25 protein-coding genes are annotated in these 26,133 nt (G+C 70.7%); 17 read left to right on the plus strand and 8 right to left on the minus strand.

Annotated elements, in window-relative coordinates:
• Positions 1–3: 3 nt before the first annotated feature.
• The gene (locus tag ACYVK7_RS24065; protein WP_460890250.1) at positions 4–783 is read right to left on the minus strand and encodes an LLM class F420-dependent oxidoreductase; all 780 of its coding nucleotides are present in this window, start codon (positions 781–783) and stop codon (positions 4–6) included.
• A gap of 142 nt (positions 784–925) precedes the next feature.
• Between ACYVK7_RS24065 and ACYVK7_RS24070 the strand changes: the two genes are divergently transcribed.
• Positions 926–1,357: an SRPBCC family protein gene (locus tag ACYVK7_RS24070; RefSeq protein ID WP_460890251.1), complete on the plus strand. Its 432-nt coding sequence runs from the start codon at positions 926–928 to the stop codon at positions 1,355–1,357.
• A gap of 8 nt (positions 1,358–1,365) precedes the next feature.
• Here ACYVK7_RS24070 and ACYVK7_RS24075 read toward each other — a convergent pair whose 3' ends face one another.
• Together ACYVK7_RS24075 and ACYVK7_RS24080 are read right to left on the minus strand one after the other, a co-directional pair.
• On the minus strand, positions 1,366–2,124 hold the full coding sequence (locus ACYVK7_RS24075) for a methyltransferase domain-containing protein (RefSeq protein ID WP_460890252.1): 759 nt from the start codon (positions 2,122–2,124) through the stop codon (positions 1,366–1,368).
• A gap of 179 nt (positions 2,125–2,303) precedes the next feature.
• On the minus strand, positions 2,304–3,287 hold the full coding sequence (locus tag ACYVK7_RS24080; protein ID WP_460890253.1) for a quinone oxidoreductase family protein: 984 nt from the start codon (positions 3,285–3,287) through the stop codon (positions 2,304–2,306).
• 70 nt (positions 3,288–3,357) lie between these two features.
• On the opposite strand from ACYVK7_RS24080, the gene argC reads away from it, so the two are divergent.
• The 12 genes from argC (at position 3,358) to ACYVK7_RS24140 (ending at position 15,248) form a co-directional block, all read left to right on the plus strand.
• Positions 3,358–4,440, plus strand: a complete 1,083-nt coding sequence (argC, locus tag ACYVK7_RS24085; RefSeq protein WP_460890254.1) for an N-acetyl-gamma-glutamyl-phosphate reductase — start codon at positions 3,358–3,360, stop codon at positions 4,438–4,440.
• Positions 4,437–5,633, plus strand: coding sequence for a bifunctional glutamate N-acetyltransferase/amino-acid acetyltransferase ArgJ (gene argJ, locus ACYVK7_RS24090; protein WP_460890255.1), 1,197 nt, complete (start codon positions 4,437–4,439; stop codon positions 5,631–5,633). The genes argC and argJ overlap by 4 nt, the downstream gene beginning before the upstream one ends.
• On the plus strand, positions 5,630–6,544 hold the full coding sequence (gene argB, locus ACYVK7_RS24095) for an acetylglutamate kinase (RefSeq protein WP_460890256.1): 915 nt from the start codon (positions 5,630–5,632) through the stop codon (positions 6,542–6,544). Before argJ ends, argB begins: the two co-directional genes overlap by 4 nt.
• Complete coding sequence (locus tag ACYVK7_RS24100; RefSeq protein ID WP_460890257.1) at positions 6,541–7,821, plus strand: acetylornithine transaminase; 1,281 nt, start codon at positions 6,541–6,543, stop codon at positions 7,819–7,821. The genes argB and ACYVK7_RS24100 overlap by 4 nt, the downstream gene beginning before the upstream one ends.
• Positions 7,818–8,747 (plus strand): ornithine carbamoyltransferase, encoded by a 930-nt coding sequence (argF, locus tag ACYVK7_RS24105; RefSeq protein ID WP_460890258.1) that lies wholly within the window; start codon positions 7,818–7,820, stop codon positions 8,745–8,747. The genes ACYVK7_RS24100 and argF overlap by 4 nt, the downstream gene beginning before the upstream one ends.
• Positions 8,747–9,256 carry an arginine repressor gene (locus ACYVK7_RS24110; protein ID WP_460890259.1) on the plus strand — a complete coding sequence of 170 codons (510 nt, stop codon included), beginning with the start codon at positions 8,747–8,749 and terminating at the stop codon, positions 9,254–9,256. Before argF ends, ACYVK7_RS24110 begins: the two co-directional genes overlap by 1 nt.
• Before the next feature lie 49 nt (positions 9,257–9,305).
• Entirely contained in the window at positions 9,306–10,535 is a 1,230-nt protein-coding gene (locus ACYVK7_RS24115; RefSeq protein ID WP_460890260.1) for an argininosuccinate synthase, read from the plus strand.
• A gap of 104 nt (positions 10,536–10,639) precedes the next feature.
• Positions 10,640–12,043, plus strand: a complete 1,404-nt coding sequence (gene argH, locus ACYVK7_RS24120) for an argininosuccinate lyase (protein ID WP_460890284.1) — start codon at positions 10,640–10,642, stop codon at positions 12,041–12,043.
• Between the two features lie 89 nt (positions 12,044–12,132).
• The gene (locus ACYVK7_RS24125; protein ID WP_460890261.1) at positions 12,133–12,693 is read left to right on the plus strand and encodes a uridine kinase family protein; all 561 of its coding nucleotides are present in this window, start codon (positions 12,133–12,135) and stop codon (positions 12,691–12,693) included.
• Positions 12,694–12,767: 74 nt separating this feature from the next.
• Positions 12,768–13,130: a PadR family transcriptional regulator gene (locus ACYVK7_RS24130; protein ID WP_460890262.1), complete on the plus strand. Its 363-nt coding sequence runs from the start codon at positions 12,768–12,770 to the stop codon at positions 13,128–13,130.
• Positions 13,130–14,476, plus strand: coding sequence for a permease prefix domain 1-containing protein (locus ACYVK7_RS24135; protein WP_460890263.1), 1,347 nt, complete (start codon positions 13,130–13,132; stop codon positions 14,474–14,476). The genes ACYVK7_RS24130 and ACYVK7_RS24135 overlap by 1 nt, the downstream gene beginning before the upstream one ends.
• Before the next feature lie 22 nt (positions 14,477–14,498).
• Positions 14,499–15,248 (plus strand): DNA-3-methyladenine glycosylase, encoded by a 750-nt coding sequence (locus ACYVK7_RS24140; RefSeq protein WP_460890264.1) that lies wholly within the window; start codon positions 14,499–14,501, stop codon positions 15,246–15,248.
• 182 nt (positions 15,249–15,430) lie between these two features.
• On the opposite strand, the gene ACYVK7_RS24145 is transcribed toward ACYVK7_RS24140, so the two are convergent.
• Positions 15,431–16,408, minus strand: a complete 978-nt coding sequence (locus ACYVK7_RS24145; protein WP_460890265.1) for an ATP-grasp domain-containing protein — start codon at positions 16,406–16,408, stop codon at positions 15,431–15,433.
• A 151-nt stretch (positions 16,409–16,559) separates the two neighbouring features.
• Complete coding sequence (locus ACYVK7_RS24150) at positions 16,560–17,921, minus strand: MFS transporter (RefSeq protein WP_460890266.1); 1,362 nt, start codon at positions 17,919–17,921, stop codon at positions 16,560–16,562.
• A 583-nt stretch (positions 17,922–18,504) separates the two neighbouring features.
• On the opposite strand from ACYVK7_RS24150, the gene tyrS reads away from it, so the two are divergent.
• Positions 18,505–19,764 carry a tyrosine--tRNA ligase gene (gene tyrS / locus ACYVK7_RS24155; protein ID WP_460890267.1) on the plus strand — a complete coding sequence of 420 codons (1,260 nt, stop codon included), beginning with the start codon at positions 18,505–18,507 and terminating at the stop codon, positions 19,762–19,764.
• 140 nt (positions 19,765–19,904) lie between these two features.
• Here the strand turns inward: tyrS and ACYVK7_RS24160 are convergent, their stop codons facing one another.
• Both ACYVK7_RS24160 and ACYVK7_RS24165 read right to left on the minus strand, forming a co-directional pair.
• Entirely contained in the window at positions 19,905–20,465 is a 561-nt protein-coding gene (locus ACYVK7_RS24160; protein WP_460890268.1) for a DUF7878 domain-containing protein, read from the minus strand.
• Between the two features lie 177 nt (positions 20,466–20,642).
• Entirely contained in the window at positions 20,643–21,419 is a 777-nt protein-coding gene (locus ACYVK7_RS24165; RefSeq protein ID WP_460890269.1) for a hypothetical protein, read from the minus strand.
• Positions 21,420–21,875: 456 nt separating this feature from the next.
• Here ACYVK7_RS24165 and ACYVK7_RS24170 point away from each other — a divergent pair, with 456 nt between their 5' ends.
• Positions 21,876–22,496, plus strand: a complete 621-nt coding sequence (locus ACYVK7_RS24170) for a hypothetical protein (protein WP_460890270.1) — start codon at positions 21,876–21,878, stop codon at positions 22,494–22,496.
• 18 nt (positions 22,497–22,514) lie between these two features.
• On the opposite strand, the gene ACYVK7_RS24175 is transcribed toward ACYVK7_RS24170, so the two are convergent.
• Positions 22,515–22,949 (minus strand): hypothetical protein, encoded by a 435-nt coding sequence (locus tag ACYVK7_RS24175; protein ID WP_460890271.1) that lies wholly within the window; start codon positions 22,947–22,949, stop codon positions 22,515–22,517.
• A gap of 262 nt (positions 22,950–23,211) precedes the next feature.
• Here ACYVK7_RS24175 and ACYVK7_RS24180 point away from each other — a divergent pair, with 262 nt between their 5' ends.
• Together ACYVK7_RS24180 and ACYVK7_RS24185 are read left to right on the plus strand one after the other, a co-directional pair.
• The gene (locus ACYVK7_RS24180) at positions 23,212–24,804 is read left to right on the plus strand and encodes a DUF2397 domain-containing protein (RefSeq protein WP_460890272.1); all 1,593 of its coding nucleotides are present in this window, start codon (positions 23,212–23,214) and stop codon (positions 24,802–24,804) included.
• On the plus strand, positions 24,801–26,129 hold the full coding sequence (locus ACYVK7_RS24185; RefSeq protein ID WP_460890273.1) for a TIGR02678 family protein: 1,329 nt from the start codon (positions 24,801–24,803) through the stop codon (positions 26,127–26,129). The genes ACYVK7_RS24180 and ACYVK7_RS24185 overlap by 4 nt, the downstream gene beginning before the upstream one ends.
• Positions 26,130–26,133: the final 4 nt, after the last annotated feature.

Genomic DNA, 26,133 nt, shown 5'->3' on the forward strand with positions numbered 1-26,133 from the left:
AGCTCAGCTGCGCTGGTCGCGCCAGTCGACCCAGGCCTTGACCTCGCTCAGGTCGTAGTCGGGCCCGGTGCTGCTCATCGTGAGGAGCGTCGCCCCGGCGGCCACCAGCGCGTCGCCGTTCGTCTCGGGGGTGCCGTCGACCTCGACGGAGCGTTCCACGAGGCGTGCGGTGTCGCGCCCGACGGCGGCCCCGTGCTCGTCGAGGATGGCCGACTTGGTCGTGAGGACGTCCACGTCGCCGAAGCTGTGCCAGATGTCCGCGTGCTCGGCGACGATGCGCAGGGTCTTCTTCACGCCGCCTCCGCCGATCAGGATCGGGATCTCGCGGGTGGGCGCGGGGTTGCCGGCGGCGAGTCGGGCCTTGATCCGCGGCATGGCGTCGGCGAGGTCCGCGATGCGGGACCCGGCGGTGCCGAACTCGTAGCCGAACTGGTCGTAGTCCTTCTGGAACCATCCGGCGCCGAGGCCGAGGATGAGGCGCCCGCCGGAGATGTGGTCGACGGTGCGCGCCATGTCGGCGAGCAGGTCCGGGTTGCGGTAGCCGATGCCGCTCACCAGGGCGCCGATCTCGACGCGTTCGGTCTGCTCGGCCCAGGCGCCGAGCATCGTCCAGGACTCGAAGTGCTTGCCGTCCGGGTCGCCGTGGAGCGGGTAGAAGTGGTCCCAGTTGAACAGGATGTCGACGCCGAGGTCCTCTGCCCGGAGCACCGCGTCGCGGAGGGCGGAGTAGTCGGCGTGCTCCGGCTGCAGCTGCAGCCCTATCCGAAGGGGGCGATCAGTCATGCCGTCAGCCTAGGACCGCTCGGGAGGCGTCGCCCGTGCCGACCGTCGGCCGGACGTGTGTCGTCCTGTCGCACGGAGGGCCGGTGGGCCGAGACTATGGGAGTGACGCCGGTCGGCGACCACCGGGACGACAGGAGCACGCATGCCGAACTACAGCACCTCCGCAGAGATCGACGCCTCGCCCGAGGCGGTGTGGGCGGTCCTGTCCGACGTGGAGCACATGCCGGACTGGACGCCGTCGATGACGTCCGTCGCGATCATCGACGGGCCCAACCCGCCGGACGTCGGCACGCAGGTGCGGATCGAGCAGCCGAAGCTGCCGCTCGCGGTGTGGCTCATCGACGAGTGGGACCCGCCGCGGCACTTCGCCTGGATCAGCGAGGCGCCGGGCGTCACCACGCAGGCGGAGCACCTGGTGGAGCGGCTGCCCGACGGTCGCTCCCGGGTGACGCTCGCGATCACGCAGACCGGTGGGCTGGCGTGGCTGCTGGGCGGGCTGACCAAGGGGCGTACGCGGCAGTACGTCGACACGGAGCTCAGGAGCCTGCAGGCCCGGGTCGCGACGGAGGGCTGACGGCCGGATCAGACGCGCGTGGCGACCACGAACACCCGGCGGAACGCCAGGGGCGTGCCATAGGGGCGCTCCGGGTAGGCCTTGCGCAGCGCCGCGCCGAACTCCTCCTCGAAGCGGGCGCGGAGGGCAGGGTCCCTGGCCTCCAGTGCCTGGAGCGTGGGCTGGGCGCCCGTCGCCGAGATCCAGCGCAGCACCGGGTCGGGGCCGTGCAGCAGGTGCGTGTACGTGGTCTCCCAGGCGTCGACCGACCAGCCGGGCCGGGCCAGCAGGTCGAGGTACTGGGCGGGGTCCGCGGTCGCCCGCCGCTCGACCGGCCCGACGACGTCGGCGTACGGCTCCCGTGCGGCGATCTCCCGCAGCAGGCGGTGGCTCGGCGCGTCGTGGTTGCCGGGCACCTGGAAGGCGAACGTCCGTGCTGCCCGGTCGGCGAGCGTGGTGAGCAGCTCGCGGTGGCCGGGTACCCATTGGAGTGCCGCGTTGCTGATGACGAGGTCGGCGGTGTGGTCGTCGGTGGCGAGGTCGGCCAGCACGTAGTCGGTGCCCGCGTCGGCGGCGCGTGCCTGCTCGATCATCGCGGGGGAGGCGTCGACGCCCGTCACGTGGACGTCGGGCCAGCGTGACCGGAGCACGGCGGTGAGGTGGCCGGGGCCGCAGCCGAGGTCGACGACGGTGGCGGGTTCTCCCTGGACGCGGGCGACCAGCTCCGTGAACGGGCGGGACCGCTCGTCCATGTACTGCAGGTATGCGCTGGGATTCCAGTCGGCCACGACCACTCCTCGACGTCGAGTATCTCGACATCAAGATACATCATGAGGCCGGGGTGCCGCGGCCCAGGTGCCCTCGCCCACCGCGTGACTTCGGTCCGTTGCCTCGAGATCGGTCATTCAATTGACCGATCTCGAGGCAACGGACCGAAGTCACGCGAGATTCGCGGAGGGTCAGGGGGTCAGGGGGTGAGGAGGACCTTGCCCGTCGTCGCCCGGCCCTCCAGCGCCTCGTGGGCCGCGCCGGCGTCGGCCAGCGAGTACGTGGCCCCCACCCGGACGTCCAGGTCGCCCGACGCCGCGGACTCGAACACCTCCGAGGTGCGCCACTCGAGCTCGGCCCGCGTGAGCGCGTAGTGCGCGATGGTGGGCCGCGTGAGGAACAGGGAGCCGGCCTTGTTGAGCCGCTGCGGGTCGAACGGCGGCACCTGGCCGGAGGCGCCCCCGAACAGCACGAGCGTCCCGCGCGGGCGCAGGGAGGCGAGGGACGCCTCGAAGGTGGACCGGCCCACGCCGTCGTACACGACGTGCACGCCCTGGCCGTCGGTGAGCTCGCGCACGAGCGCGGGCAGCTCGGCCGTGAGGTCGTCCATCACCGCGTAGTCGATGGTGTGCGCGGCACCCGCTGCCGACGAGAGGGCTGCCTTCTCCGGCGTCGAGACCGTGGTCAGGACGCGCCCGCCCCGCGCGACGGCGAGCTGCGTGGCCAGCAGTCCGACGCCGCCGGCCCCGGCGTGCAGCAGCACGTCGTGCCCGGGCTGCACCTCGAACGTGGACCGTACGAGGTAGTGCGCCGTGATGCCCTGCAGCGGCAGGGCGGCGGCGGTCGTGAGGTCCAGCCCGTCGGGCACCGGCACCACGCCCGCCGCGTCCACCGCCGCCAGCTCCGCGTACGAGCCGGGGCCGTCATGCCAGGCCACGCGGTCGCCCACGGCGAAGCCGGTGACCCCGTCGCCCAGTGCCTCCACGGTGCCGGCGCCCTCGACGCCCACCACGTGCGGGTAGTCCATGGGGTAGACGCCGGCGCGGCGGTACGTGTCGATGAAGTTCACGCCCGCCGCCGCGACGCGGACCAGGAGCTGGCCGGGGCCGGGCGTCGGGTCGGGGAGCTCGGTGTACTGCAGGACCTCGGGACCGCCCGCCTCACGGGCTACGACTGCGTGCATGGGACGAGCCTATGCCGCACCGTGGCGGACCGGGTTTCGCCACGGTGCATATTTATGTATGCTGCGGAATATGTCCAGCAGCCAGCTCATCCGCGTCGCCGTCGCCGGCGCGTCCGGTTACGCGGGCGGGGAGGCCCTCCGCCTCCTGGCGGCCCATCCCTTCGTCGAGATCGGCACGCTCACCGCGCACACGAACGCGGGGTCCAGCCTCGGTGAGGTCCAGCCGCACCTGCGCGGCCTCGCGCACCGCATCCTCGAGCCCACCACGCCCGACACGCTGCTGGGGCACGACGTCGTGCTGCTCGGCCTGCCCCACGGTGCGTCCGGCCAGGTGGCGAGCCAGCTCCCGGACGACGTCCTCGTCGTGGATCTCGGCGCTGACCACCGGCTGGAATCCGCGAGCGACTGGGAGCAGTTCTACGGCTCGACGCACGCGGGGACCTGGCCGTACGGGCTGCCCGAGCTGATCCACGCCGAGGCGCCCGGCGCCGACGTCGCCACCACCGCCCGGCAGCGCGACAAGCTGGCCGGCGTACGCCGTATCGCGGTGCCCGGCTGCAACGTCACCGCGGTGACCCTCGGTCTGCAGCCCGGTGTCGCGGCCGGCGTCGTCGAGTCCACCGACATCGTCGCCGTGCTGGCCAACGGGTACTCAGGAGCCGGCAAGGCGCTCAAGCCGCACCTGCTGGCGAGCGAGGCGCTCGGGTCGGCCCAGCCGTACGCCGTGGGCGGCACCCACCGGCACATCCCGGAGATCCGGCAGAACCTGCGGGCCGCCGGCGCACCGGACGTGAGCATCAGCTTCACGCCCACCCTCGTGCCGATGTCCCGCGGCATCCTCGCGACGGCCACGGCCCCGCTGGCCAAGGGGGTCGACCCGGAGCAGGTGCGCGCCGCCTGGGAGGCCGCCTACGCGGACGAGCCGTTCGTGCACCTGCTCCCCGAGGGACAGTGGCCCAGCACCGCGATGACGCTCGGCGCCAACACGGCGTGCGTGCAGGTCGCGGTCGACGCCGCCGCCCGTCGGGTCGTCACCGTCACCGCCATCGACAACCTCGTCAAGGGCACCGCGGGCGCCGCGATCCAGTCCATGAACCTCGCCCTCGGCCTCCGGGAGACCTCGGGCCTCATCACCGAAGGAGTCGCACCGTGACGAACGCCGCAGCGGGGGTCACCGCAGCACAGGGGTTCCGGTCGGCCGGAGTCACGGCAGGCCTCAAGGAGTCCGGCACACCGGACCTGGCCCTCGTCGTCAACGACGGCCCCGAGCACACCGCCGCCGCGGTGTTCACGAACAACCGCGTCGTCGGCGCGCCCGTCATGTGGTCCCGCCAGGCGGTGAAGGACGGCGTCGCCCGTGCCGTCGTGCTCAACTCCGGCGGAGCCAACGTGTGCACCGGCCCGGGCGGGTTCCAGGACGCGCACGCCACCGCGGAGAAGGTCGCCGACGAGCTCGGGATCGGCGCGATCGACGTCCTCGTCGGCTCGACCGGCCTGATCGGCGTGCGCCTGGCCGCTGACAAGCTCCTGGCGGGCATCCCGGTGGCGGTCGGGGCGCTCGCGGCCGACGCCGCCGCCGGGCAGGCCGCCGCCACCGCGATCATGACCACCGACACGGTCGCGAAGACCGCGGTGCGCGCCGTCGAGACGCCGGCAGGCACCTTCACCGTGGGCGGCATGGCCAAGGGCGCCGGCATGCTCGCCCCCGCCCTGGCGACCATGCTCTGCGTGATCACCACCGACGCCTCCGTCCCGGCCGAGACGGCCGACGCCGCCCTGCGCGCGGCCACCAGGGTCACCTTCGACCGCGTCGACTCCGACGGCGCCATGTCCACCTCGGACACCGTGGTGCTCATGGCCTCGGGCGCCTCCGGCGTGACCCCCGGCCTCGACGCGCTCACCGAGGCCGTCACGGCCGTCTGCGCCGACCTGGCCCGCCAGCTCGTCGCCGACGCCGAGGGCGCGTCCCACGACATCGCCATCACCGTCACGAACGCCACCACCGAGGACGCGGCGCTCGCCGTCGCCCGCGCCGTCAGCCGGTCCAACCTGGTCAAGGCCGCGATCTTCGGCAACGACCCCAACTGGGGCCGCATCCTGTCGCAGGTCGGCACGGTGCCCGAGGAGGTCGCGCCGTACGACCCCGCCGAGCTCGACGTGAGCGTCAACGGCGTCATGGTCTGCAAGGCGGGTGGCGCGCACGAGCCGCGCGAGAAGGTCGACATGGCCGCGGCGCGGGACGTGACGATCACCGTCGACCTGCACGCCGGCGACGCCGAGGTCACGCTCTGGACCAACGACCTGACGCACGACTACGTGCACGAGAACAGCGCGTACAGCTCATGAGCAGCGACATCGTCAACGGGCTGCGGCCCGACCAGAAGGCAGAGGTGCTCATCGAGGCCCTGCCCTGGCTCCAGGAGTTCTCCGGCGCGCTCGTCGTGGTCAAGTACGGCGGCAACGCGATGATCGACGCGGGCCTCAAGGCCGCGTTCGCCCAGGACATGGTCTTCCTGCGGCAGGTGGGCCTGCGGCCCGTCGTCGTGCACGGCGGGGGACCGCAGATCAACGCCATGCTCGACCGCCTCGGCATCGCCTCGGAGTTCAAGGGCGGCCTGCGCGTCACCACGCCGGAGGCGATGGAGGTCGTGCGCATGGTGCTGACCGGCCAGGTCAGCCGCGAGCTCGTGGGCCTGATCAACGCCCATGGTCCCGTCGCCGTCGGCCTGTCGGGGGAGGACGGCGGCCTGTTCGGCGCCGAGCGGCGCCACGCGGTGGTGCAGGGGGAGGCCGTCGACGTGGGCCTCGTCGGCGACGTCGTCCAGGTGGACCCGCGCGCCGTGGAGGACCTCCTGGCGGCCGGCCGTATCCCCGTGGTCTCCACGATCGCGCCCGACAAGGACGACCCCACCCAGGTGCTGAACGTCAACGCGGACACCGCCGCCTCGGCGCTCGCGGTGGCGCTCGGCGCCAAGAAGCTCATCGTCCTGACCGACGTCGAGGGGCTGTACACGGCGTGGCCCGACAAGGGCTCGCTGGTGCAGCGGATCACGGCCCCCGAGCTGGCCGAGCTCCTGCCCGGCCTGGAGGCGGGGATGGTGCCGAAGATGGAGGCCTGCCTGCGCGCGGTCGAGGGCGGCGTGCCCTCCGCGACGGTCATCGACGGCCGCCAGCCGCACAGCGCGCTGCTGGAGGTCTTCACCACGCGGGGCAACGGGACGATGGTCGTCCCGGCGCGGGAAGGAAGCACAGCATGAGCACGGTGATCCCGGCCGAGGACGGTTCGGCCCTGTCCGCGAGCGGCTCCGTCGCCGCGTGGACCCAGCGCTACTCGGGCGCGGTGATGGACACGTTCGGTCCGCCGCAGCGGGTGCTGGTGCGCGGCGAGGGCGCGTACGTCTGGGACGCGGACGGCGAGCGGTACCTCGACCTGCTCGGCGGCATCGCCGTGAACTCCCTGGGGCACGCGCACCCCACGCTCACCGCGGCGATCAGCGCCCAGCTCGGCACGCTGGGGCACGTCTCGAACTTCTTCGGCACCCCCGCCCAGATCGCGCTGGCCGAGACGCTGCTGCGCGTCGCCGAGGCGCCGGACGGGTCGCGCGTGTTCCTCACCAACTCGGGCACCGAGGCGGTGGAGGCGGCGTTCAAGATGACGCGCCGCGTCGCGTCGTCGTCCGGTGTGGGCACCCGCACGCGGGTGCTCGCGCTGGAGGGGGCCTTCCACGGGCGGTCGATGGGCGCCCTCGCGCTCACGGCGAGGACCGCCTACCGGGAGCCGTTCGAGCCGCTGCCCGGCGGCGTCGAGCACCTGCCGTTCGGCGACCTCGCGGCCCTGGAGGCCGCGTTCTCGCCCGAGTCCGTCGCCGCGCACGGCGAGGTGGCGGCGCTGGTGGTGGAGCCGGTGCAGGGCGAGGCCGGCGTGCGCCCGCTGCCGCCGGGCTACCTCGCTGCGGCCCGACGGCTGACCACGGCGCACGGCGCCCTGCTCGTGCTGGACGAGGTGCAGACCGGCATGGGCCGGTGCGGGTCCTGGTTCGCCTACCAGCAGCCGGAGATCGGCGGCGGCATCGTGCCCGACGTCGTCACGGTCGCCAAGGGCCTCGGCGGCGGCTTCCCCGTCGGCGCGGTGATCGCGTACGGCGCGGTGGCGAACCTGCTGGGCCGCGGGCAGCACGGCAGCACGTTCGGCGGCAACCCCGTCGCCGCCGCGGCGGCACTCACCACGATCGGCGTGATCGAGCGCGACGGCCTGCTGGCCAACGTGCGGGAGACCGGGGCGCTGCTGCGCCAGGAGATCGAGCTGTCCGGCAGCCCGCTCGTCAAGGAGGTTCGCGGGCGCGGTCTGCTGCTCGCCGTCGTGCTGCACCAGCCGGTGGCCGCGCGGGTGGCCGCCGCGGCGCTGGACGCGGGGTTCATCGTGAACGCCGTGGCACCCGACGCGATCCGGCTCGCCCCGCCCCTGATCCTGACCGCGGAGCAGGCGACGGACACCGCCCGCTTCTTCGCATCCCTTCCGGAGGACCTCGCATGACCCGCCACTTCCTGCGCGACGACGACCTCGCGCCGGCCGAGCAGAGAGCAGTCCTCGAGCTCGGCCTGGCCCTGCACGCGGACCGGTTCGCGCGCCGCCCGCTGGAGGGCCCGCGCGCCGTCGCGTTCATCACCGACAAGCCGACGCTGCGCACCCAGGTGTCGTTCGCCACGGGTATCGCGGAGCTCGGCGGCTTTCCCCTCCTGGTGGACGGCAACCTCGCCGGGATCGGCGTGCGGGAGTCCATCGCGGACACCACCCGGGTGCTGGACCGGCAGGTCTCCGCCATCGTGTGGCGCACGTTCGGGCAGGAGCGCATCGAGGAGATGGCGGCCGTCTCCAGCGTGCCGGTGATCAACGCGCTGACCGACCAGTTCCACCCCTGCCAGATCCTCGCGGACCTGCTCACGGTGGCGCAGCACCGCGGGCTGGAGGCCCTGCCCGGAACCGTGTTCGCATACGTCGGCGACGCCGCGAACAACATGGGCAGCTCCTACCTGCTGGGCGGCGTCACGGCGGGCCTGCACATGCGGATCGCCGGCCCGGAGGGGTTCCTGCCCGACGCGGCCGTGGTCGCCCGGGCCCGCGAGATCGCCGTGGGGACGGGCGGCTCGGTGACCGTGACGACGTCGGCGAGGGACGCCGTCGCCGGAGCCGACGTCGTGGCCACCGACACCTGGGTGTCGATGGGCGACGAGGCGGAGGCCGCCGAGCGGGCCGAGCCGTTCTGGGACTTCCAGCTGAACGCCGAGCTGCTCGCGCACGCCGCGCCGGACGCGTTGGTGCTGCACTGCCTGCCCGCCTACCGGGGCCGGGAGATCACGGCCGACGTGATCGACGGCCCGCGGTCCGTGGTCTGGGACGAGGCCGAGAACCGCCTGCACGCGCAGAAGGCGCTGCTGGCCTGGCTGCTGGAGCAGGGCTGATGGTCACCAGGCAGACGGCGACGACCGCGACGACCAAGGCCGCGCGGCACGCCCGGATCACCGAGATCGTGCTCCGCAACGCCATCCACTCGCAGGCCGAGCTGGCCGACGCGCTGGCGGCCGACGGCGTGAGCGTCACGCAGGGCACGCTCTCGCGTGACCTCATCGAGCTGCAGGCCGAGAAGGTGCGCGGCTCGGACGGCACGCTCGTCTACGCGGTCCCTGGTGAGGGCGGGGACCGCAGCGCGCAGTCGGACGCGAGCGAGGAGTACCTGTCCGCGCGGCTGGCGCGGCTCGCCAAGGAGCTGCTGGTCTCGGCCGAGTCCTCGGGCAACCTCGTGGTGCTCCGCACCCCGCCGGGGGCGGCCAACCTGCTGGCCTCGGCGATCGACCACTCCGTGTTCCCCGGGATGCTCGGCACCATCGCGGGGGACGACACGATCCTCGTCATCGCACGTGACGCCGACGGCGCCGCGCTGGCGGGACGCTTCCTCGCGCTCAGCGCCTGAGAACACTTCACAATCGCACTGACACCACCACGGAAAGAGATCGTCAATCATGACTGAACGCGTCGTGCTCGCCTACTCGGGCGGCCTGGACACCTCCGTCGCCATCGGCTGGATCGCCGAGGCCACAGGGGCCGAGGTGGTCGCCGTGGCCGTCGACGTCGGCCAGGGCGGCGAGGACATGAACGTCATCCGCAAGCGTGCGCTGGACTGCGGCGCCGTCGAGGCGTACGTCGCCGACGCGCGCGACGAGTTCGCCGCGGAGTACTGCATGCCCGCGCTGCGGGCCAACGGCATGTACCTCGACCGCTACCCGCTGGTCTCCGCCATCTCGCGCCCCGTCATCGTGAAGCACATGGTGCGCGCGGCCCGCCAGTTCGGTGCCTCCACCGTGGCGCACGGCTGCACCGGCAAGGGCAACGACCAGGTCCGCTTCGAGGTGGCCACCACCTCGCTCGCGCCGGACCTCAAGTCGATCGCACCGGTGCGCGACCTCGCACTGACCCGGGAAAAGGCCATCGACTACGCGGAGAAGCACGACCTGCCGATCGCGACGACGAAGAACAACCCGTTCTCGATCGACCAGAACGTGTGGGGCCGTGCCGTGGAGACGGGCTTCCTCGAGGACATCTGGAACGAGCCCACCAAGGACGTCTACTCCTACACGGACGACCCGACGTTCCCGCCGGTCGCCGACGAGGTGCTGATCACCTTCGAGCAGGGCGTCCCGGTGGCCATCGACGGCGTCGCCGTCACCCCGCTGCAGGCCATCCAGGAGATGAACCGCCGCGCCGGCGCGCAGGGCGTCGGCCGCATCGACATCGTCGAGGACCGGCTGGTGGGCATCAAGTCCCGCGAGATCTACGAGGCGCCCGGCGCGATCGCGCTCATCGCGGCGCACCAGGAGCTGGAGAACGTCACCCTCGAGCGCGAGCAGGCGCGGTTCAAGCGCCAGGTCGAGCAGCGCTGGAGCGAGCTCGTGTACGACGGCATGTGGTTCTCGCCGCTGAAGAAGTCGCTCGACGTCTTCATCGACGACACCCAGAAGTACGTCTCCGGCGACATCCGGATGGTGCTGCACGGTGGACGCGCCACCGTGACCGGGCGCCGCTCGGAGCAGTCGCTGTACGACTTCAACCTCGCCACCTACGACGAGGGCGACGCGTTCGACCAGTCGCAGGCCCGGGGCTTCATCGAGATCTACGGCCTCACGGCCAAGCTCGCCGCGGCACGTGACGAGAAGTTCGGCAACGGCGTGGACCTGGGGGTCGGGACACTGTGACGGAGCACGACGGCACACCGCAGGACGAGGCGGGGCAGGACGAGGCGGGGCAGGACGTCTCGCGTCAGACGTCCGGGTCCGTCGGCGCGCGTGACGGCGAGAAGGTGGCGCTCTGGGGCGGCCGGTTCGCCGGCGGCCCGTCGCCGGAGCTGGCCGCCCTGTCGCAGTCGACCCACTTCGACTGGCGGCTCGCGCCCTACGACATCGCCGGCTCGCGGGCGCACGCCCGGGTGCTCGCGGGGGCAGGCCTGCTCACCGAGCCCGAGCTCGCGCGGATGATCGACGCCCTGGACGTGCTGGAGCAGGACGTCGCCTCGGGCGCGTTCCTCCCGGTCCTGGACGACGAGGACGTGCACACCGCTCTCGAGCGCGGGCTGCTGGAACGTGCGGGGGAGGACCTGGGCGGCAAGCTCCGGGCCGGCCGCTCCCGCAACGACCAGATCGCCACGCTGGTGCGGCTCTACCTGCGCGACCAGGCACGCACGATCGGTACGCAGGTCCTCGACCTCGTGGACGAGCTGATCACGCAGGCCGTCGCGGCCGGCGACGCGCCCATGCCGGGACGCACCCACCTGCAGCACGCCCAGCCCGTCCTGCTGGCGCACCACCTGCTGGCGCACGCCTGGCCGTTGCTGCGCGACGTCGACCGGTTCCTCGACTGGGACGTGCGGGCGTCGAAGTCGCCCTATGGCTCCGGTGCGCTCGCGGGCTCGTCGCTGGGCCTCGACCCGGCGGCCGTCGCGGCGGACCTGGGGCTGGAGGGCGGCCCGGTCGAGAACTCGATCGACGGCACGGCCGCGCGCGACGTGGCGGCCGAGTTCGCGTTCGTCGCCGCGATGATCGCCGTCGACCTGTCGCGGATCGCCGAGGAGGTCATCCTCTGGAACACCAAGGAGTTCGGGTTCGTCCGCCTGGACGACGCGTACTCCACCGGCTCGTCGATCATGCCGCAGAAGAAGAACCCGGACATCGCCGAGCTCGCCCGCGGCAAGGCGGGCCGCGTGATCGGTGACCTCGTGGGCCTCATGACCACGCTCAAGGGCCTCCCGCTCGCGTACAACCGCGACCTGCAGGAGGACAAGGAGCCGGTGTTCGACCAGGTGGCGACGCTCACCACGGTGCTGCCCGCGTTCACGGGCATGGTGCGGACCATGGTCTTCGACACCGGCCGCATGGCCGAGCTCGCCCCGCAGGGCTTCTCGCTCGCCACCGACATCGCCGAGTGGCTCGTGCGGCAGGGCGTCCCGTTCCGGGTGGCGCACGAGGTGGCCGGCTCCTGCGTGCAGGTGTGCGAGGAGCGCGGCATCGAGCTCTGGGACCTGTCCGACGACGACCTCGCCGCCATCTCGGAGCACCTCACGCCCGAGGTGCGCGGCGTGCTGTCCGTCGAGGGCTCGCTGGCCTCGCGGGACGCGATAGGCGGCACTGCCCCGGCCCGCGTCCGCGAACAGATCGAGCTGGCGAAGGAACGCTCGACGGAATACCGCTTCTGGGCCGAGCCCGAGTAGCGAGGACCCAGCGCACCTCAGCGATCGTGCCCGGATCTCGAGGGGGTTCCGGGCACAATCGCCGGGTAGACCTGTCTGAGGGGAGTGGGATGAGCGTTTCGCCTTCCGTGCTCGGGAAGCTGCTGGGGCGGATCCGGGTCGCCGACGCGCGCCTCGTGTGCGTCGACGGACCGGCCGGTTCCGGCAAGACGACCCTGGCCGCCCAGCTCGGTGACGCCCTGGAGGCCCCGGTCGTCCACATGGACGACCTCTACGAGGGCTGGGCCGGCGGACCCGACGCCGGTGCGGCGAACCTGCGCCGTTGGGTGCTGGACCCGCTGGCCGCGGGGGAGCCGGTCAGGTACCGCCGCTACGACTGGGTCGACGGCGACTGGGCCGAGTGGCACGAGGTCCCGCCGTCGACGTACCTCGTGGCGGAGGGCTGCGGCGCGGCGGCGCGCCAGGTGGACGCGCTGGACGCGTACCGCATCTGGGTCGAGGCCGACGACGGCGAACGGCTGCGCCGCGGTCTGGAGCGCGACGGCACGGCGGCGCGCGACCACTGGCTGCGCTGGATGGAGGACGAGGCCGCCCACTACGCGCGAGAGCGCACCCGCGAGCGCGCCGACGTGCGGCTCGACGGGTTCGGGCGGCCGGTCGCGAACTCGTAGTGCCCCATACCTAGATCCGCTAGGCCTAGTGCTGCTAGGGTTCCAACCCTAGAAGAACTAGGCATAGGAGTGCTATGCACATCGACAAGGATCTCGTCGCGGCCTCGGCCACCCCGCTCGTCCTCGGCATCCTGGCCGACGGCGAGTCGTACGGCTACGCGATCGTCAAGCGCGTCAACGAGCTCTCGGGCGGGCGCATGCAGTGGACCGACGGCATGCTCTACCCCCTGCTGCACCGCCTGGAACGGCTCGGATACGTGCGGGCGAGCTGGGGCACGTCCGACGCAGGGCGGCGACGCAAGCACTACGCGATCACCCGGTCCGGACGCGACGCGCTCGCCGAGCGTCAGCAGCAGTGGTCGGTCGTCGCCGACGCGCTCAAGCAGGTGTGGCAGGACGTCCAGCTCCCGCCCGCCGTGGCGGAAGGGTGGGCCTGATGACCGACCACCCGCAGCTCGAAGCACAGATCGACCAGTGGCGCGGCTACGTCCAGCGCCGTCGGGCCATCTCGGCGAGCGACGTCGAGGAGATGGAGGACCACCTGCGCGAGCAGGTGACCGACCTGGCCAGGAGCGGGCTCGACGACGACGAGGCCTTCCTGGTCTCCGTCAAGCGCATGGGCAACCTCGACGACGTCTCCCGCGAGTTCGCTCGCGAGCACTCCGACCGGCTGTGGAAGCAGCTCGTGCTCGTCCCTGAACCGTCCGACGGTGGCGCGCGATCCTGGCGCGAGCTCGGTGTCGTCCTGGCGCTCGCCCTCGGGGCTGGGGCAGCGGTCAAGATCGGCACCGAGCTGTTCGCCGACGAGATGGCGGTGATGCGCAACATCGGCCTGCTCGTGCTCCCGTTCCTCGCCGGCTACTTCGCCTGGAAGCGCAAGCTCACCTGGCGGGTCGCCGCCGCCCTGCTCGTCCCGTTCACGGTGCTCGCCGTGGTGCTGAACGTCTACCCGTTCGACCCGGACGGCTCGACCCTGTTCCTCGCCGCCAGCCACTCGATAGTCGTCCTGTGGGCGCTCGTCGCCGTCGCGTACGCGGGCGGGCGCTGGCGGTCGGACGCACGCCGCATGGACTACGTCCGCTTCACCGGCGAGCTCGCCATCTACTTCGTGCTGCTCGCGCTCGGCGGGGGAGTCCTGATCGGCCTCACGCTCGGCACGCTCGGACTGGTGGGCGTCGACTTCGAGCCGGTCCTCGAGTCCTGGCTCCTGCCGTTCTGCGTGCCCGGAGCCCTCGTCGTCGCCGCCTGGCTGGTCGAGGCCAAGCAGAACGTCGTCGAGAACATCGCACCCGTCCTCACCCGCGTCTTCACGCCGCTGACGATCGTCATGCTGCTCGTCTTCCTCGGCGTCTTCGCGACCACCGGCGGCCTGCTCGACGTGGACCGCGAGCTGCTCATCCTCATGGACATGGTGCTCGTGCTGGTCCTGAGCCTGCTGCTGTACTCCATCTCCGCGCGCGACTCCCTCGCGCCGCCCGGACTGTTCGACGTGCTGCAGCTCGTCCTCGTCGTCGCGGCGCTCGCGGTCGACGCGGTGACCCTGAGCGCGATGCTGACGCGGATCGCCGAGTTCGGGTTCAGCGCCAACAAGGTCGCGGCCCTGGGGCTGAACCTCGTGCTGCTGGTGCACCTGGCCTGGTCGGCGTGGCTGTCGGTCGGGTTCCTGCGGGGCACCCGGGCGTTCGGCCCGATCGAGCGGTGGCAGACCACGTACCTGCCCGCCTACGCGGCCTGGGCCCTGATCGTGGTCGTGGTCTTCCCGCCGGTCTTCGCGTTCGCCTAGCGGGGCCGTGCATGATCGGGTCATGAACGTACCTGATGGCGCGCTCGGCAGTGTTCCTGGCGGTGTTCCTGGCGAAGTTCCTGGCGGGGCCTGGTATGAGCGACCGGTCCTCGACGTCGCCAGGGACCTGCTGGGCGCCACCCTCACGCGGCGCACCCCGGACGGCACCGTCTCCGTGCGCCTCACCGAGGTCGAGGCGTACGACGGCGCCACCGACCCCGGCTCGCACGCCTACCGGGGCCGCTCCCGCCGCAACGCGACGATGTTCGGCGCGCCCGGGCACCTGTACGTGTACCGCCACCTGGGGCTGCACCACTGCGTCAACGTCGTGTGCGGGCCGGACGGTGCGGCGTCGGCGGTGCTGCTGCGCGCGGGCGAGGTGGTGGACGGCGCGGACCTCGCCCGCTCCCGCCGGCTCGCCTCCGGTGTGGCCAGGACCGACCGCGACCTCGCGCGCGGCCCGGCCCGCCTGGCGGTCGCCCTGGGCCTCGACCTGTCCGACGACGGCGCCGACGTCACCCACTCCGGCGGCGCCGTGGTGCTGAGCCGACCGGGGAGGGGCGCTTCGGGGGCGGATGCCGGTGGGGAGAGCATCTCGGGGGCCGCGCAGACAGGTGCCGCGGGGGCGGGGGCCGGCTCCGCCGCGGTCCGGACCGGGCCGCGAGTCGGCGTGAGCGGCGACGGGGGCAGCGCCGACCTGTTCCCCTGGCGCTTCTGGCTGGACGGCGAGCCGACCGTCTCGGTCTACCGCGCGGCGCCCGCACGCACCTGACTTCGGTCGGTTGCCCGGCCGCTAGGTGTGACTTCGGTCGGTTGCTCGGCGGCGGGTCGTGACTTCGGTCCGATGGGATGAGATCGGTCAATCAAACGACCGATCTCATCCCAAGTGACCGAAGTCGATGAGGTCGGTCCTGCGGAGCGCCGGAGAACAGACGCCGCACCACCCGCACGCCGTCAGACCGGGTAGGTCTCCTTCAGCACCCGCGCCAGGTGGCGCACGATCTCGCGCGGGCCCGACTTCGCGGTGCCCTGCTCGACCTCGCTGTTGTAGTTGGTGTTCGTGTTCACGTCATAGGTGAGCACGCGGCCGTCCGCCGTCCGGATGTTCTCGATGCCGGCGATCTCGATACCGTGCCGCCTCGTGAACTCGAGGTACCGGGCCACCACCGGGTCGTCGTAGCCCGTGCGTTCGGAGAACAGGCCCCACTCCTCGTCGGGCGCCATCGAGATGGTCGCGCCGACGGGCGGGACCGGCCGGCCGGTGACCGGGTCGATGACGCAGGCGTCGGCCGGGCAGAGCTGGAACCCGCCGCGTTCGGTGCCGCCGCGCACGGCGTAGACCATCTCGCCGCCGACGATCTCGACGCGGGTGATCCCGCCGTCGGCCGCCACGACGTACTCCTGGATCAGCGTGATGCCGTCCACCGGCTCCTCGTACTCGTCGGAGGCGACGTAGTCGGCGAGATCCTCGAACGAGTCGAACTTGCGCACGCCCAGACCCTTGCCGCCCTGATTGTGCTTGGTGACGAACGGGGTCGGGAACCCCTGCGCCGCCTTCAGCACCTGGTCCCGCCCGACGGCGGCCACGGTGCGTGGCGTGTCGATCCCCGCGGCCCGCAGCGCCGTGAGCTGGTCGACCTTGCTGACCTCGAGCTCCAGCACGCGCCGGCCGTTGACCGTGCGCCGGCCGTACGCCTCGAGCCAGGACAGCACGGCGCGGGAGTAGTCCTTGGTCAGACCGTGGTCGCGCGTGTGGCTGCTCGCCGAGATCCGGGACCAGAAGATCCCCTCGGGAGGCGACTCGTCGAGGTCGAGCACACCGTCCGTCAGCACCCATTCCTCGTACTCGACGCCCTCGGCCGCGAAGGCGTCGGCGAACGGGGGAAACCACTCGGGGTTCTCGTGCAGGGCATAGATCTTGGGGGTACTCACGGGGACCTTCCGAAACGCGCAGCGGCCATGGAACACGTCAATACTGGCACGCGGGCCGCGCCGGCCCTCTGTGCCGTGCGGCACAGGATCGGCGGGCGGCATGCGACGAGGGCCGGCCCACGAGCGTGGGCCGGCCCCGGCCGTTCCCGGGCTAGCTGTCGGCCCGAGCCGCCGCTGCGGCTTCGACCGGCTCCCCGACGGGCTCGCCGGCCGGCTCGCCCTCCCCGACACGCTCCCCGACCGCTTCGGCCGGTTCGCCCGCGGCGTCGGCGGACTCGGGCGCCTGGTCGACCTGGGCGAGGGACCGCCGGGCCGCCGGGACGGCGAGGATCGCCCCCAGCACGACGACCAGCAGGACGCCCGCCAGGATCAGGAGGGACTGCACGGAGAACTGGTCGGCCAGCGGGCCGAACACCACCATGGACAGCGGCATCGCGACGGTGATGACGATCCCGACGAAGCCGAACACCCGGCCCTGCATCTCTGGCTCGACCCGCTCCTGGATGATGGTGAACGCCGGGGTGTTGAGCGCGGCGAACATGATGCCGATCAGGAGCCCGAGCACGAAGAACACCCACATGTTCGTGGACACGCCCAGTCCGGCGACCAGCACACCGGTGAGGAGCACGGAGCCCACCATGAGGCGCACCCGGCGCTTGATCCGCGGCCCGAAGCTGGCCATGAGCAGACCGCCCAGCAGCATGCCGCCGCCCCAGAACAGCTCGTTGGCGGTCAACTTCCACACCTCGTCGCCGAACGTGCGGGTCACCATGAGGGGCGTCAGGTAGCTCGGCGCCCCGACGAGGAACATCACGAGCGCGAACAGCGCGACCAGCCACTTCACGGGGGCGTTGGCGGAGATGTACCGCACGCCGGCGGCCAGGTCGCCGAAGTAGCTGACCGGACCGTCCGCGGCGTCGGCCCGAACGAGCCGCGGCACGGTCACCAGCGCGAGCATCCCCACGCCGATCAGCGCGGTCGCCGCGTCCACGAAGAACACCGCGACGATGTCGAAGGAGGCATAGACCACCGCGGCCAGGGCCGGAGCGAGCAGCATCATCCCTGACTGGATGGACTGGAACATGCCGTTGACGCGCATGAGCTGATCGGCCGGGGCGATCTGGGGGATCATCGCGCCGACGGCCGGCGTCTGGATGCCCGCGAACACGGACCGGACGGCCAGCGCCAGGTAGATGACCCACAGGTCGTCGATGCCGCTCACCATGAGCAGGGCCAGGCCGAGGGTGACCACGGCGATCGTCGCGTCGGACCCCATGATCAGCAGCTTGCGGGAGTGCCGGTCGGCCCAGACGCCGCCGAAGATCGACATGAACGCCTGCGGCAGCATGCCGAACACGATGCTCAGCATCAGCACGGACCCGGAGCGCGTCTCGATGGTCAGGTGCCACATGACCGCGAACATCACCAGCATCGACCCGAGCAGGGAGATGGTCTGCCCGATCAGGAACAGCGCGACGTTCCGCTTCCAGTGCGGCATCTCGATGGTGCTCATGGGTCAACCCTGCCTGACGGGACGGTCGAACGCGGAGGCTTTTCTGTATCCATGGAACGTTCGACGGCGACGCGCGCCAGAACTCATCGGGGGACGGAGGCCCGGCGTACGCCGGGAGGAGCCAGATCTCATGACCCGATCGTCGTTCCTCAACCTTGGTAGAGGTCAAGGGGCCAGTGCGCGCCGGACAGGTGCGCGGCCAGGGCCCGTCGTCGGGCAGACTATGACCAGCGAGCCGGCGACCGGCTCGCCGCGCCGACGAAACGTCGCAGCGCCAACGAAACAAGGAGCAACCACGGTGACCGACATCCTCGACGAGCTGCAATGGCGAGGCCTGGTGGCACAGTCCACCGTGCGGTGCTCCAAGATGCGCGCCGAGTCGTCGCAGGTCAGCGGGACGTGACCCGTCGAAGCCTGTGCTGTTGCTCTGCTCGGTCGAGCATACGAGTGCGGGTCGCGGGGGAGCGGGTCCTCGGTTCTGCAGGTCGGGCCGTGGAAAGGACGGGGGCGCTGGGGCCGTCGTCGGGCAGACTGTGCGTACTCGGCTGAGATGGCCGTGTTCTTCGAAGGCAAGGAGCGAGAAGTGACCGATGTGCTCGACGAGCTGCACTGGCGGGGTCTGGTCTCACAGGTGACCGACGAGGCCGCGCTGAGGACTGCGCTGGCCGAGGGACCGATCACCTATTACGCCGGTTTCGACCCGACCGCCGCCAGCCTGCACGTCGGCCACCTGGTCCAGATCCTGACGATGCGCCGCTTCCAGCAGGCGGGGCACAAGCCGCTTGCTCTCGTCGGCGGCGCGACGGGCCTGATCGGTGATCCTCGTCCGACGACGGAACGCAGCCTGCACTCGCGTGACGTCGTGGAGGGGTGGGTCGAGCGGATCCGCGGGCAGATCGAGCCCTACCTCGACTTCGAGGGGCCAGCGGCTGCGCGGATGGTCAACAACCTGGACTGGACCGGCCCGCTCGGGACGATCGAGTTCCTGCGCGACGTGGGCAAGCACTACCGCCTGGGCACGATGCTCGCCAAGGACATCGTGGCTCGTCGGCTGAACTCTGAGGAAGGGCTCAGTTTCACGGAGTTCAGCTACCAGATCCTGCAGGGCATGGACTTCCGGCAGCTGTACCGGGACCACGGGTGCACGCTGCAGATCGGTGGGAACGATCAGTGGGGCAATCTGCTATCGGGCGTGGAGCTGATCCGGAAGTCGGAGGGTGCCGCGGTGCACGCGATGACGACTCCGCTCGTGACGAAGTCGGACGGCACGAAGATGGGTAAGTCCGAGGGTGGCGCGGTGTGGCTGGACCCGGAGATGACCAGCCCGTACGCGTTCTACCAGTTCTGGCTGAACCAGGCTGATGCTGACGTGGTGAACTACCTCAAGGTGTTCACCTTCCGCAGCCGGGAGGAGATCGAGGCGCTGGAGGTGGAGGTGGCCGAGCGTCCGTTCGCGCGCCAGGCGCAGAAGGCACTGGCCGGCGACGTCACGACGCTCGTCCATGGCGCTGCCGCGACACAGGCCGTGATCGAGGCCAGCCAGGCTCTGTTCGGCCGCGGCGAGCTCGTCGGCCTGGACGAGAGGATCCTGGCGGGTGCTGTGGGTGAGCTGCCGCGTGTCACGGCCAAGGCCGGGGACCTGATCGTCGACCTGCTCGCGGGTTCGGGGATCGTCGCCTCCAAGGGCGAAGCACGCCGCGCGGTCAAGGAGGGCGGCGCCTACGTGAACAACGTCAAGGTCACCGCCGAGGACCAGGCCCTGACGGATGAGAACCTCCTGCACGGCAGATTCGCGGTCCTGCGCCGCGGGAAGAAGACGCTGGCGGTCGCTGCGGCGGAGTAGCTCCAGCCGCAGGTGGTACGAGGGCGGGTCGGGCTCCTGGATGGAGCATGACCCGCCCTTTCGCTGTGTCCCCTGGACCTTTGCTCCGTCGTTCCAAGGTGTCGCCGGGCACGACACGCTGGCCTGGTGCCTCGGCGGCGTCAGGGAATCTCCTTGCCGGGCTGGACGTCGTCTGCGAGGGCTTCCAGCACGTCCCAGACCTGTTCCTGGAACGCCCAGAACTCACGTTCCTGACCGCTTGTCTCCAGGACGATCGTCCTGGAGTCAGCGAGCGGGGGGCCAAACCCGCGACACAGGGCAGCCATCGCCTCCATGATCGACCACCCAGCGTCGAGCAGAGACCGTGCAGTGCACCGATGGATCTCCGTGACGAAGGCACCGACGAAGTCCTTGACGCTCTCCCAGGTGTGCGGGCTGGTCGTCGTGGCGGCGAAGCAGGAGCCAGCGACCCAGCCCTCGCCAGTCTGGGCGATGCGGACGACGCCAGGCTCGGCGTACGCATCCGGGCCGTGCTCGAAGTCGTGGTCTGGATCGGCGCCGTCGCCCACCCACGCGGTCAGGGCCTGGGCAAGGGCTGCGACTTCGAACCGCGGCTCCTCGAAGAGGACGACTCCGTTGTCGCAGAGCTGGAGATCAGCCTCGACGTAGAGCAGAAGCTCGGCGCCCGTGATACGACGTCCGGTCGCATGGAAGGTCCGCAAGTCCGTGAGGTCGAGTGCGCCGACTCGGAACCACGGAGCAGAACACCAGCTCGACAGGCTCAGTCATGTGCGCTTCACGGGCTGAGAATAACGAGGCCACGGTGCGCTTGACGGCACCTGCTGGACGTGTTCGACGAACTGTCCATTGGAGGGTGTGACCGTCGGGTGCCGGGACGATTACATGCCGGTTGGGAAGAGCCGGAGTTCACTGACGGGGACGGTCACCTTGGCGCCCACGACATCGTCGGGCGCGCGGCCGGTCATGTCCAGAAGGACGAGCCCCACACCTGAGCGCAGGACCATGACACCGTCGGGCTCGACCGCCTCGACGACACCCCGCAGCCGCTGCTCATCGGCGCCCGAGACGCGGGCGGCGGGCCTACCTTCGACGGTGACTTCGTCCCAGGAGACGTCGTGAGGGACCTCCAGCTCAACGTCGACCACGTCCCCGACCTCTGGAAGGCTGGCCATCCAGGCACCTCGGAGCAGGCCGGCGGGCGTCTCGACGAGAACCGGCACGGGCCGCCCTTCCCCGACAGCCTTCACCACTACCGAGCGCCGGGCCGGCCCCAGCCTTTCGAGACTGGTCCACCAGGTGGTGTCCACATCGCGATGTTCCAAGTCGTGCGCTGTGCCGAGCGCGTGGCGGACGAACTCAGCGGGCAGCCGGACGTCGTGCTCGGCGACGTAGTGGGCGAGCCCCTCTGGCCAGAGATAGGTGGCATCGGTCTGCTCGCGGTGGCCGACGAGCTCACCACAGAAGCGGCAGGACGACATGCCGCGATAGACGCGTGCGACCATGCCGCCTTCGAGGTATTGCTGAACCCTACGACGGTCGTACATGCCCCAGGACGGGTCCACGAAGTCGCGTGGGTCGGGAAGCTCCGGGCTGCCCGGGCCGCGCCAGTAGCCGATCAAGATCAAGGGCGCGCGCGGCGCGGCGCCGTCGGGCACGGGGGACTCCTTGCGGAGGTAGACCCACTCCTCACCAGGGAGCAGGTCCCGTGGGCCGGGCGGTGTGACACCGACCGGCGTCAGTTCGACCACGACCTCAGGCGCCATGTCAGCGAGGACGTATGTCTCCACGAGTGAGCACGACTCGATCTCGTCCTCGATGGGTATGCGGTCAAAGATCATCCTGGCGTGCATCGCCGCTCCTGAGATGGCGACCGCTACACCGCGTACATGCGGCGACACCTCATCCAACAATGCCCGCTGCAGGGACAGGAGCGCGCTGACCCGGAAGGGCAACGGGCTCATCGGTACTCGCTGCTCAGCCGACGGCTGGCCTGGTGTCTCCACGGCTGAACCGTAGCGGGGTCAGCAGCACCGGATCGAGGTTTTCCGGCGGTACCGCACTGGTGGGGCGACTACCTTGCCATCCCGAGATCAAAACGTTGGAGGAACATCGTGGATGCCGGACTCTGGATCGCGGCCATGGCGCCGCTGAGCGCCTTCGGAGGCGCAGTTTGGGGCAGTTTGTGGTCGGGCCGGACCATGATCAGGACAGAGCAGGTACGTGCACGGCACGCCGAGGAGGCCGAGGACCGCCGCGTCCAAGCCGAGATCCGCGCCGAGGACCGTCGGCACGAGAGCGCCCTTCGCCTGGCCAGGCTGGAACGCAACCTGGACGCCGTGCGGAGTCTGTACGTGGAGCTCGAGACCGCGCGCCGCAAACTTGAGGCTGCAGAGGTCGATCTCATCGCAGTGCTGCAGAATCAGGCCAGAGGCGATCAGTCCCGAGGCCTCGATGAGGCACGCCAGGTGTATGCCGGGACGATTGCCGAGTTCGGACTCGTCCGAGACCGGGCGAGTCTGGATGCGAGCGACGCGGTGAAGGACTATGCCGACCTGCTCTACTTCTCGGCGCTTGCCGCTTCCAGGGACAACGATCTACTTCGGGCGGACGACCTGGTGAAGACGGCCTCGAACTCCACGCAGTTCGTGCTCTCGAAGCCGAGCGAGACCCAACGGGCGTCGGGCCTGCTGAGCGGGATGATGCGAGGCGAGTTCCGGGCCGAGATCGGATGAGCGCGGAGGACTACGGCATCAGACGGGTTCGTGAATCCCCGCGACGTAAGTACGCAGCAAGCACGTTGTGCACGGTCCCGGCCGATACATCGATCGACTGCGCGTTGGCGCGGATCGACTCGCCTGCTCCCGGCGCGTAAGGATGTCGGCCCGCTTCTCATCGTCGAGGACGGTGGGACGGCCCCCAACGGCACCGCATGCTCGTGCCACCCGCAGTTCGGTCTGGATCCTCCGACTGATCAGCGCCCGTTCCGCATCGGCGATCTCCCATACCTGGTCCATGTCTGGCGGACGGCCGACGTGATCGCCGGCGGCCATGCCCTGGAGCACCGGGACGCCGAAGTCTTGTTTGATCAGGTCGTCAAGGTCGTCAAGGTCGTCAAGGTCGTCAAGGTCGTCGAAGCCGTCGGTTGTGCGTCGGCCGAGGCGTCTGGCCTTCGTGACTACGAGCATGTCGCCGGGACGCAGGTGGTCCAGCCGCGCAGATCGGGTCCAGCGCCTTGTGCTGGCGCCCGACGTAGTCGGCGTCGTCGGTCACGCGCACCAAATCGATGAGCGCCATCGTGATGTGCCGCCGAGGTGAGACGAGCTCTTGCCGGGTATTCCTGTGGGATCCGCGAGGGCGCAGGCCAGGGCATATGCACGCCCTGGGTGCCCTCTAGCTTGACCACGGGAGTGATATCCAAATGTCTGCCGTACGTCTAGGGTCCGGGGCGTGACCGGCGATGCTGGCAACACCTCACCCGTTTCAGAGCCACCGCCGTCGCCTGAGGGTGACGACGGGGGTGATCGCCTCTCCCTCTACCGGTACGTCACCTCCACCGAGCACGCGGCGGTCTACATCGCGCTCATGCGGCTCTTCACCTCGTCGCTGCTCACCGACCTATCCGCGGCCGAGGCCCACGCGGCGCTCGAGAAGGCCGGTCACAATGGTCTCTCCCGCGAGGACGTCGAGACGCGCTGCAAGCAGCTCAGGGAGTGGGGCAACCTGGTCCTTTCCTTCCGGGACGCGCGCGTCGCCACAATCCAGGAGTATCTGCGCTCGAAGGCCCGCTACCAGGTATCGAAGCTCGGCGGACGGGTGCACCGGCAGGTCGACGAGATCCTGAAGGCCAAGGAGGGAGCACGCGAGATCGCCCGGGAGCTCCTGGGTGGCACCGCCGAGACACTACGTCGTGTCGAAGAGGCCACCGAGGCGCTGACCGCCAGGGGAGAGGTGGTGGTTGACATCGACGCGCTCGCGGGTGACGTGACCACCGTCTTCAACAACCATCAGTTGTTCAAGGACTCGGCCGTGGACTTCTACGCCTTCGTCCAAGGCCGGATGTCGCGCTACGACCTTGATCTGGACGAGTTTCGTGCCTTCAAGACGATGCTGCTCGACTACGTCGACCTGATCACGCGCGACGTGGAACGCCATGCCCCTCTGATCGGTGAGCACCTGCACAACATCACGCTGAACCTGCCCGTGCTCCTGTCGGCCCTTGACACGCTGCCCAGCCCGGTGATGACCGACGGAGACGGCGAGCGTTCCCCGGGACGACGGGCCGAGGACTGGGAGTCGCTCGGCGAGTGGTACGACGGAGATAGTGGCCGCTCCGGCCCGGACCAGCTCCGCGGCGCGGCGAACCAGGCGCTCGGGCAGGTCCTAGCCAACGCCCGGCGCATGTTGGCCTCGGGTGCCGGAGTCTCCCGTCGGGCCGACTTCCTCAAGCTCGCGGCATGGTTCGACGCCGCTGCCACCGAGACCGCTCACCGGATCTTCGATGCCGCGTTCGGCACGTACCCGGCACGGCACCTACTATTCGGGCCGTCGGAGGACAGTGGGCGTTCCGGTCCGACGACGTCCTGGTGGGACACCGATCCAGTCGACGTCCCGCTCTCGCTGCGGGAACGTGGTGACCGGACCGCGCGGGGCCGCAGCGCCAAGGTGCCAGATCCGGGCTTGGACCGTGACCGGCTCCTGGCGGACGCCGAGGAAGAGGAGCAGCGCAAGCGGGCGGCCGCCGCGGAACTCGTCGCCGTGGGAGATCTGAACGGTGCTCGGGTGTCACCGGCGGCCCGGAACCTGCTCCTGGATCAGTTCGCCCAGCTCCTTGCCCGGGACCAGATGCTGGATCCGCAGGCACCCGCCGAGTTCACGGACAGCGATCTTGGCCTGCGCATCGTCGCCTCGCCGGGTCCTACGGCAGAGACCGTCATCCACAGCACGGACGGTGACACGACGGTCCACGGTGTGAGAATCACCGCAGGGGCGTCAAGGACCCGCGGTGAGACGGCACGAACAAGAGCGGAGGGCTCAGCATGAGGAACGCCCCGACGCTCACGGCGGGCGCGACCGGCCCACTTGGGAACCGCACCCCGCTGACGGACACCCATATGGCGGACGAGCGGCGTGAGGCAGCGCGGGTCCTCATCATGCACCCGATCCTCACTTCGGCCACTCACCCCGAAGAACTCGCTCTGGTCCGTCGGCATTCTGCGGCGCTCAAACGCCAGTTCCAGATACAGCTCGGTTACCGGCTCATCGTCGAGACTGGCTTCGCGCGACTGGTGAAGCACCCACTCTCTCCCGACGTGCCACATCGTGGCGCGCGCCGGCTGAACGGCAACTTGCTGACGCCGCGCGCGTACACCTGCCTCGCCTTGCTGTGTGCGGGCCTGCTCGCCCCGGGCGGCGGGGAACAAATCCTCATCTCCGCGCTCGTCGAGCGTCTGCGGACTGACGCGGCAGGAGCCGGCATCACGGTTACCGACGAGCACGCGGACCGCCGCGCGATCGTCGTTGCGCTGACCTACCTCATCAACTGGGGCCTGCTCACCGAGACCGACGGCAGCGTTGCGGCCTGGGGCGAACGCAAGGACGAAGCACTGCTGTCGGTCAACCGCGGGCTGCTCCCGCACCTCCTGGCTCGGCCCCTGGCAAATCTGACCGGGCCGGAAGCGCTCTGGGAACCCGACCCGGACGCCGTCGAGCAGCCCCGCCGTGACCTGCGCCGCCAGCTCGTGGAGAACCCGCTGGTGCGCCGCGAGGCCCTCACCGATGCCGAGGCCGACGCGCTGTCCCGCGAGCGCCGCGACATCGCCGCAGTCCTGGACGATCTGCTCGGTCTCACCCTCGAGGTCCGGGCAGAGGGGGCACTCGCGTACGACGACGGTGAGGAGTTCTCCGACCTGAGATTCCCCGGTCAAGGCACCACCCGTCAGGCGGCGCTGCTCCTGATCGATGCGGCGACGGACAAGGCTCGCCCGGCGGGCGGAACGATCGCGACCGTCGCCGGCGAGGACGTTCCGGGGCTCCTCGTGGTCTGGCCGTCCGTCACCGAGGAGCTCGAGGACCTCGCGCGACGCCACGCCAAGGCGTGGCGCAACGACACCAAGGACATCGATGGCTTCCAGCGAGCCGTCGTCGGACTCCTGGCCGAGACGGGACTCGCGCGAGTCACTGAGGACGGACTCGTCCTGCATCCGGCCTGCGCGCGCTATCGGCCCGTGCCGGAACACCACCCGAGTCGGTCCCGCACCAACATTGGTCTTGGCCGAGCAGGCGGGCCGGACACTGGCAGCACGGGAGAGCCGGACTCCCTGTTCACGCTGCATCCCGAATTGCCGCTTCCTGACAACGATGCGTGAGGCA

It is taken from the genome of Promicromonospora xylanilytica (assembly GCF_054782895.1).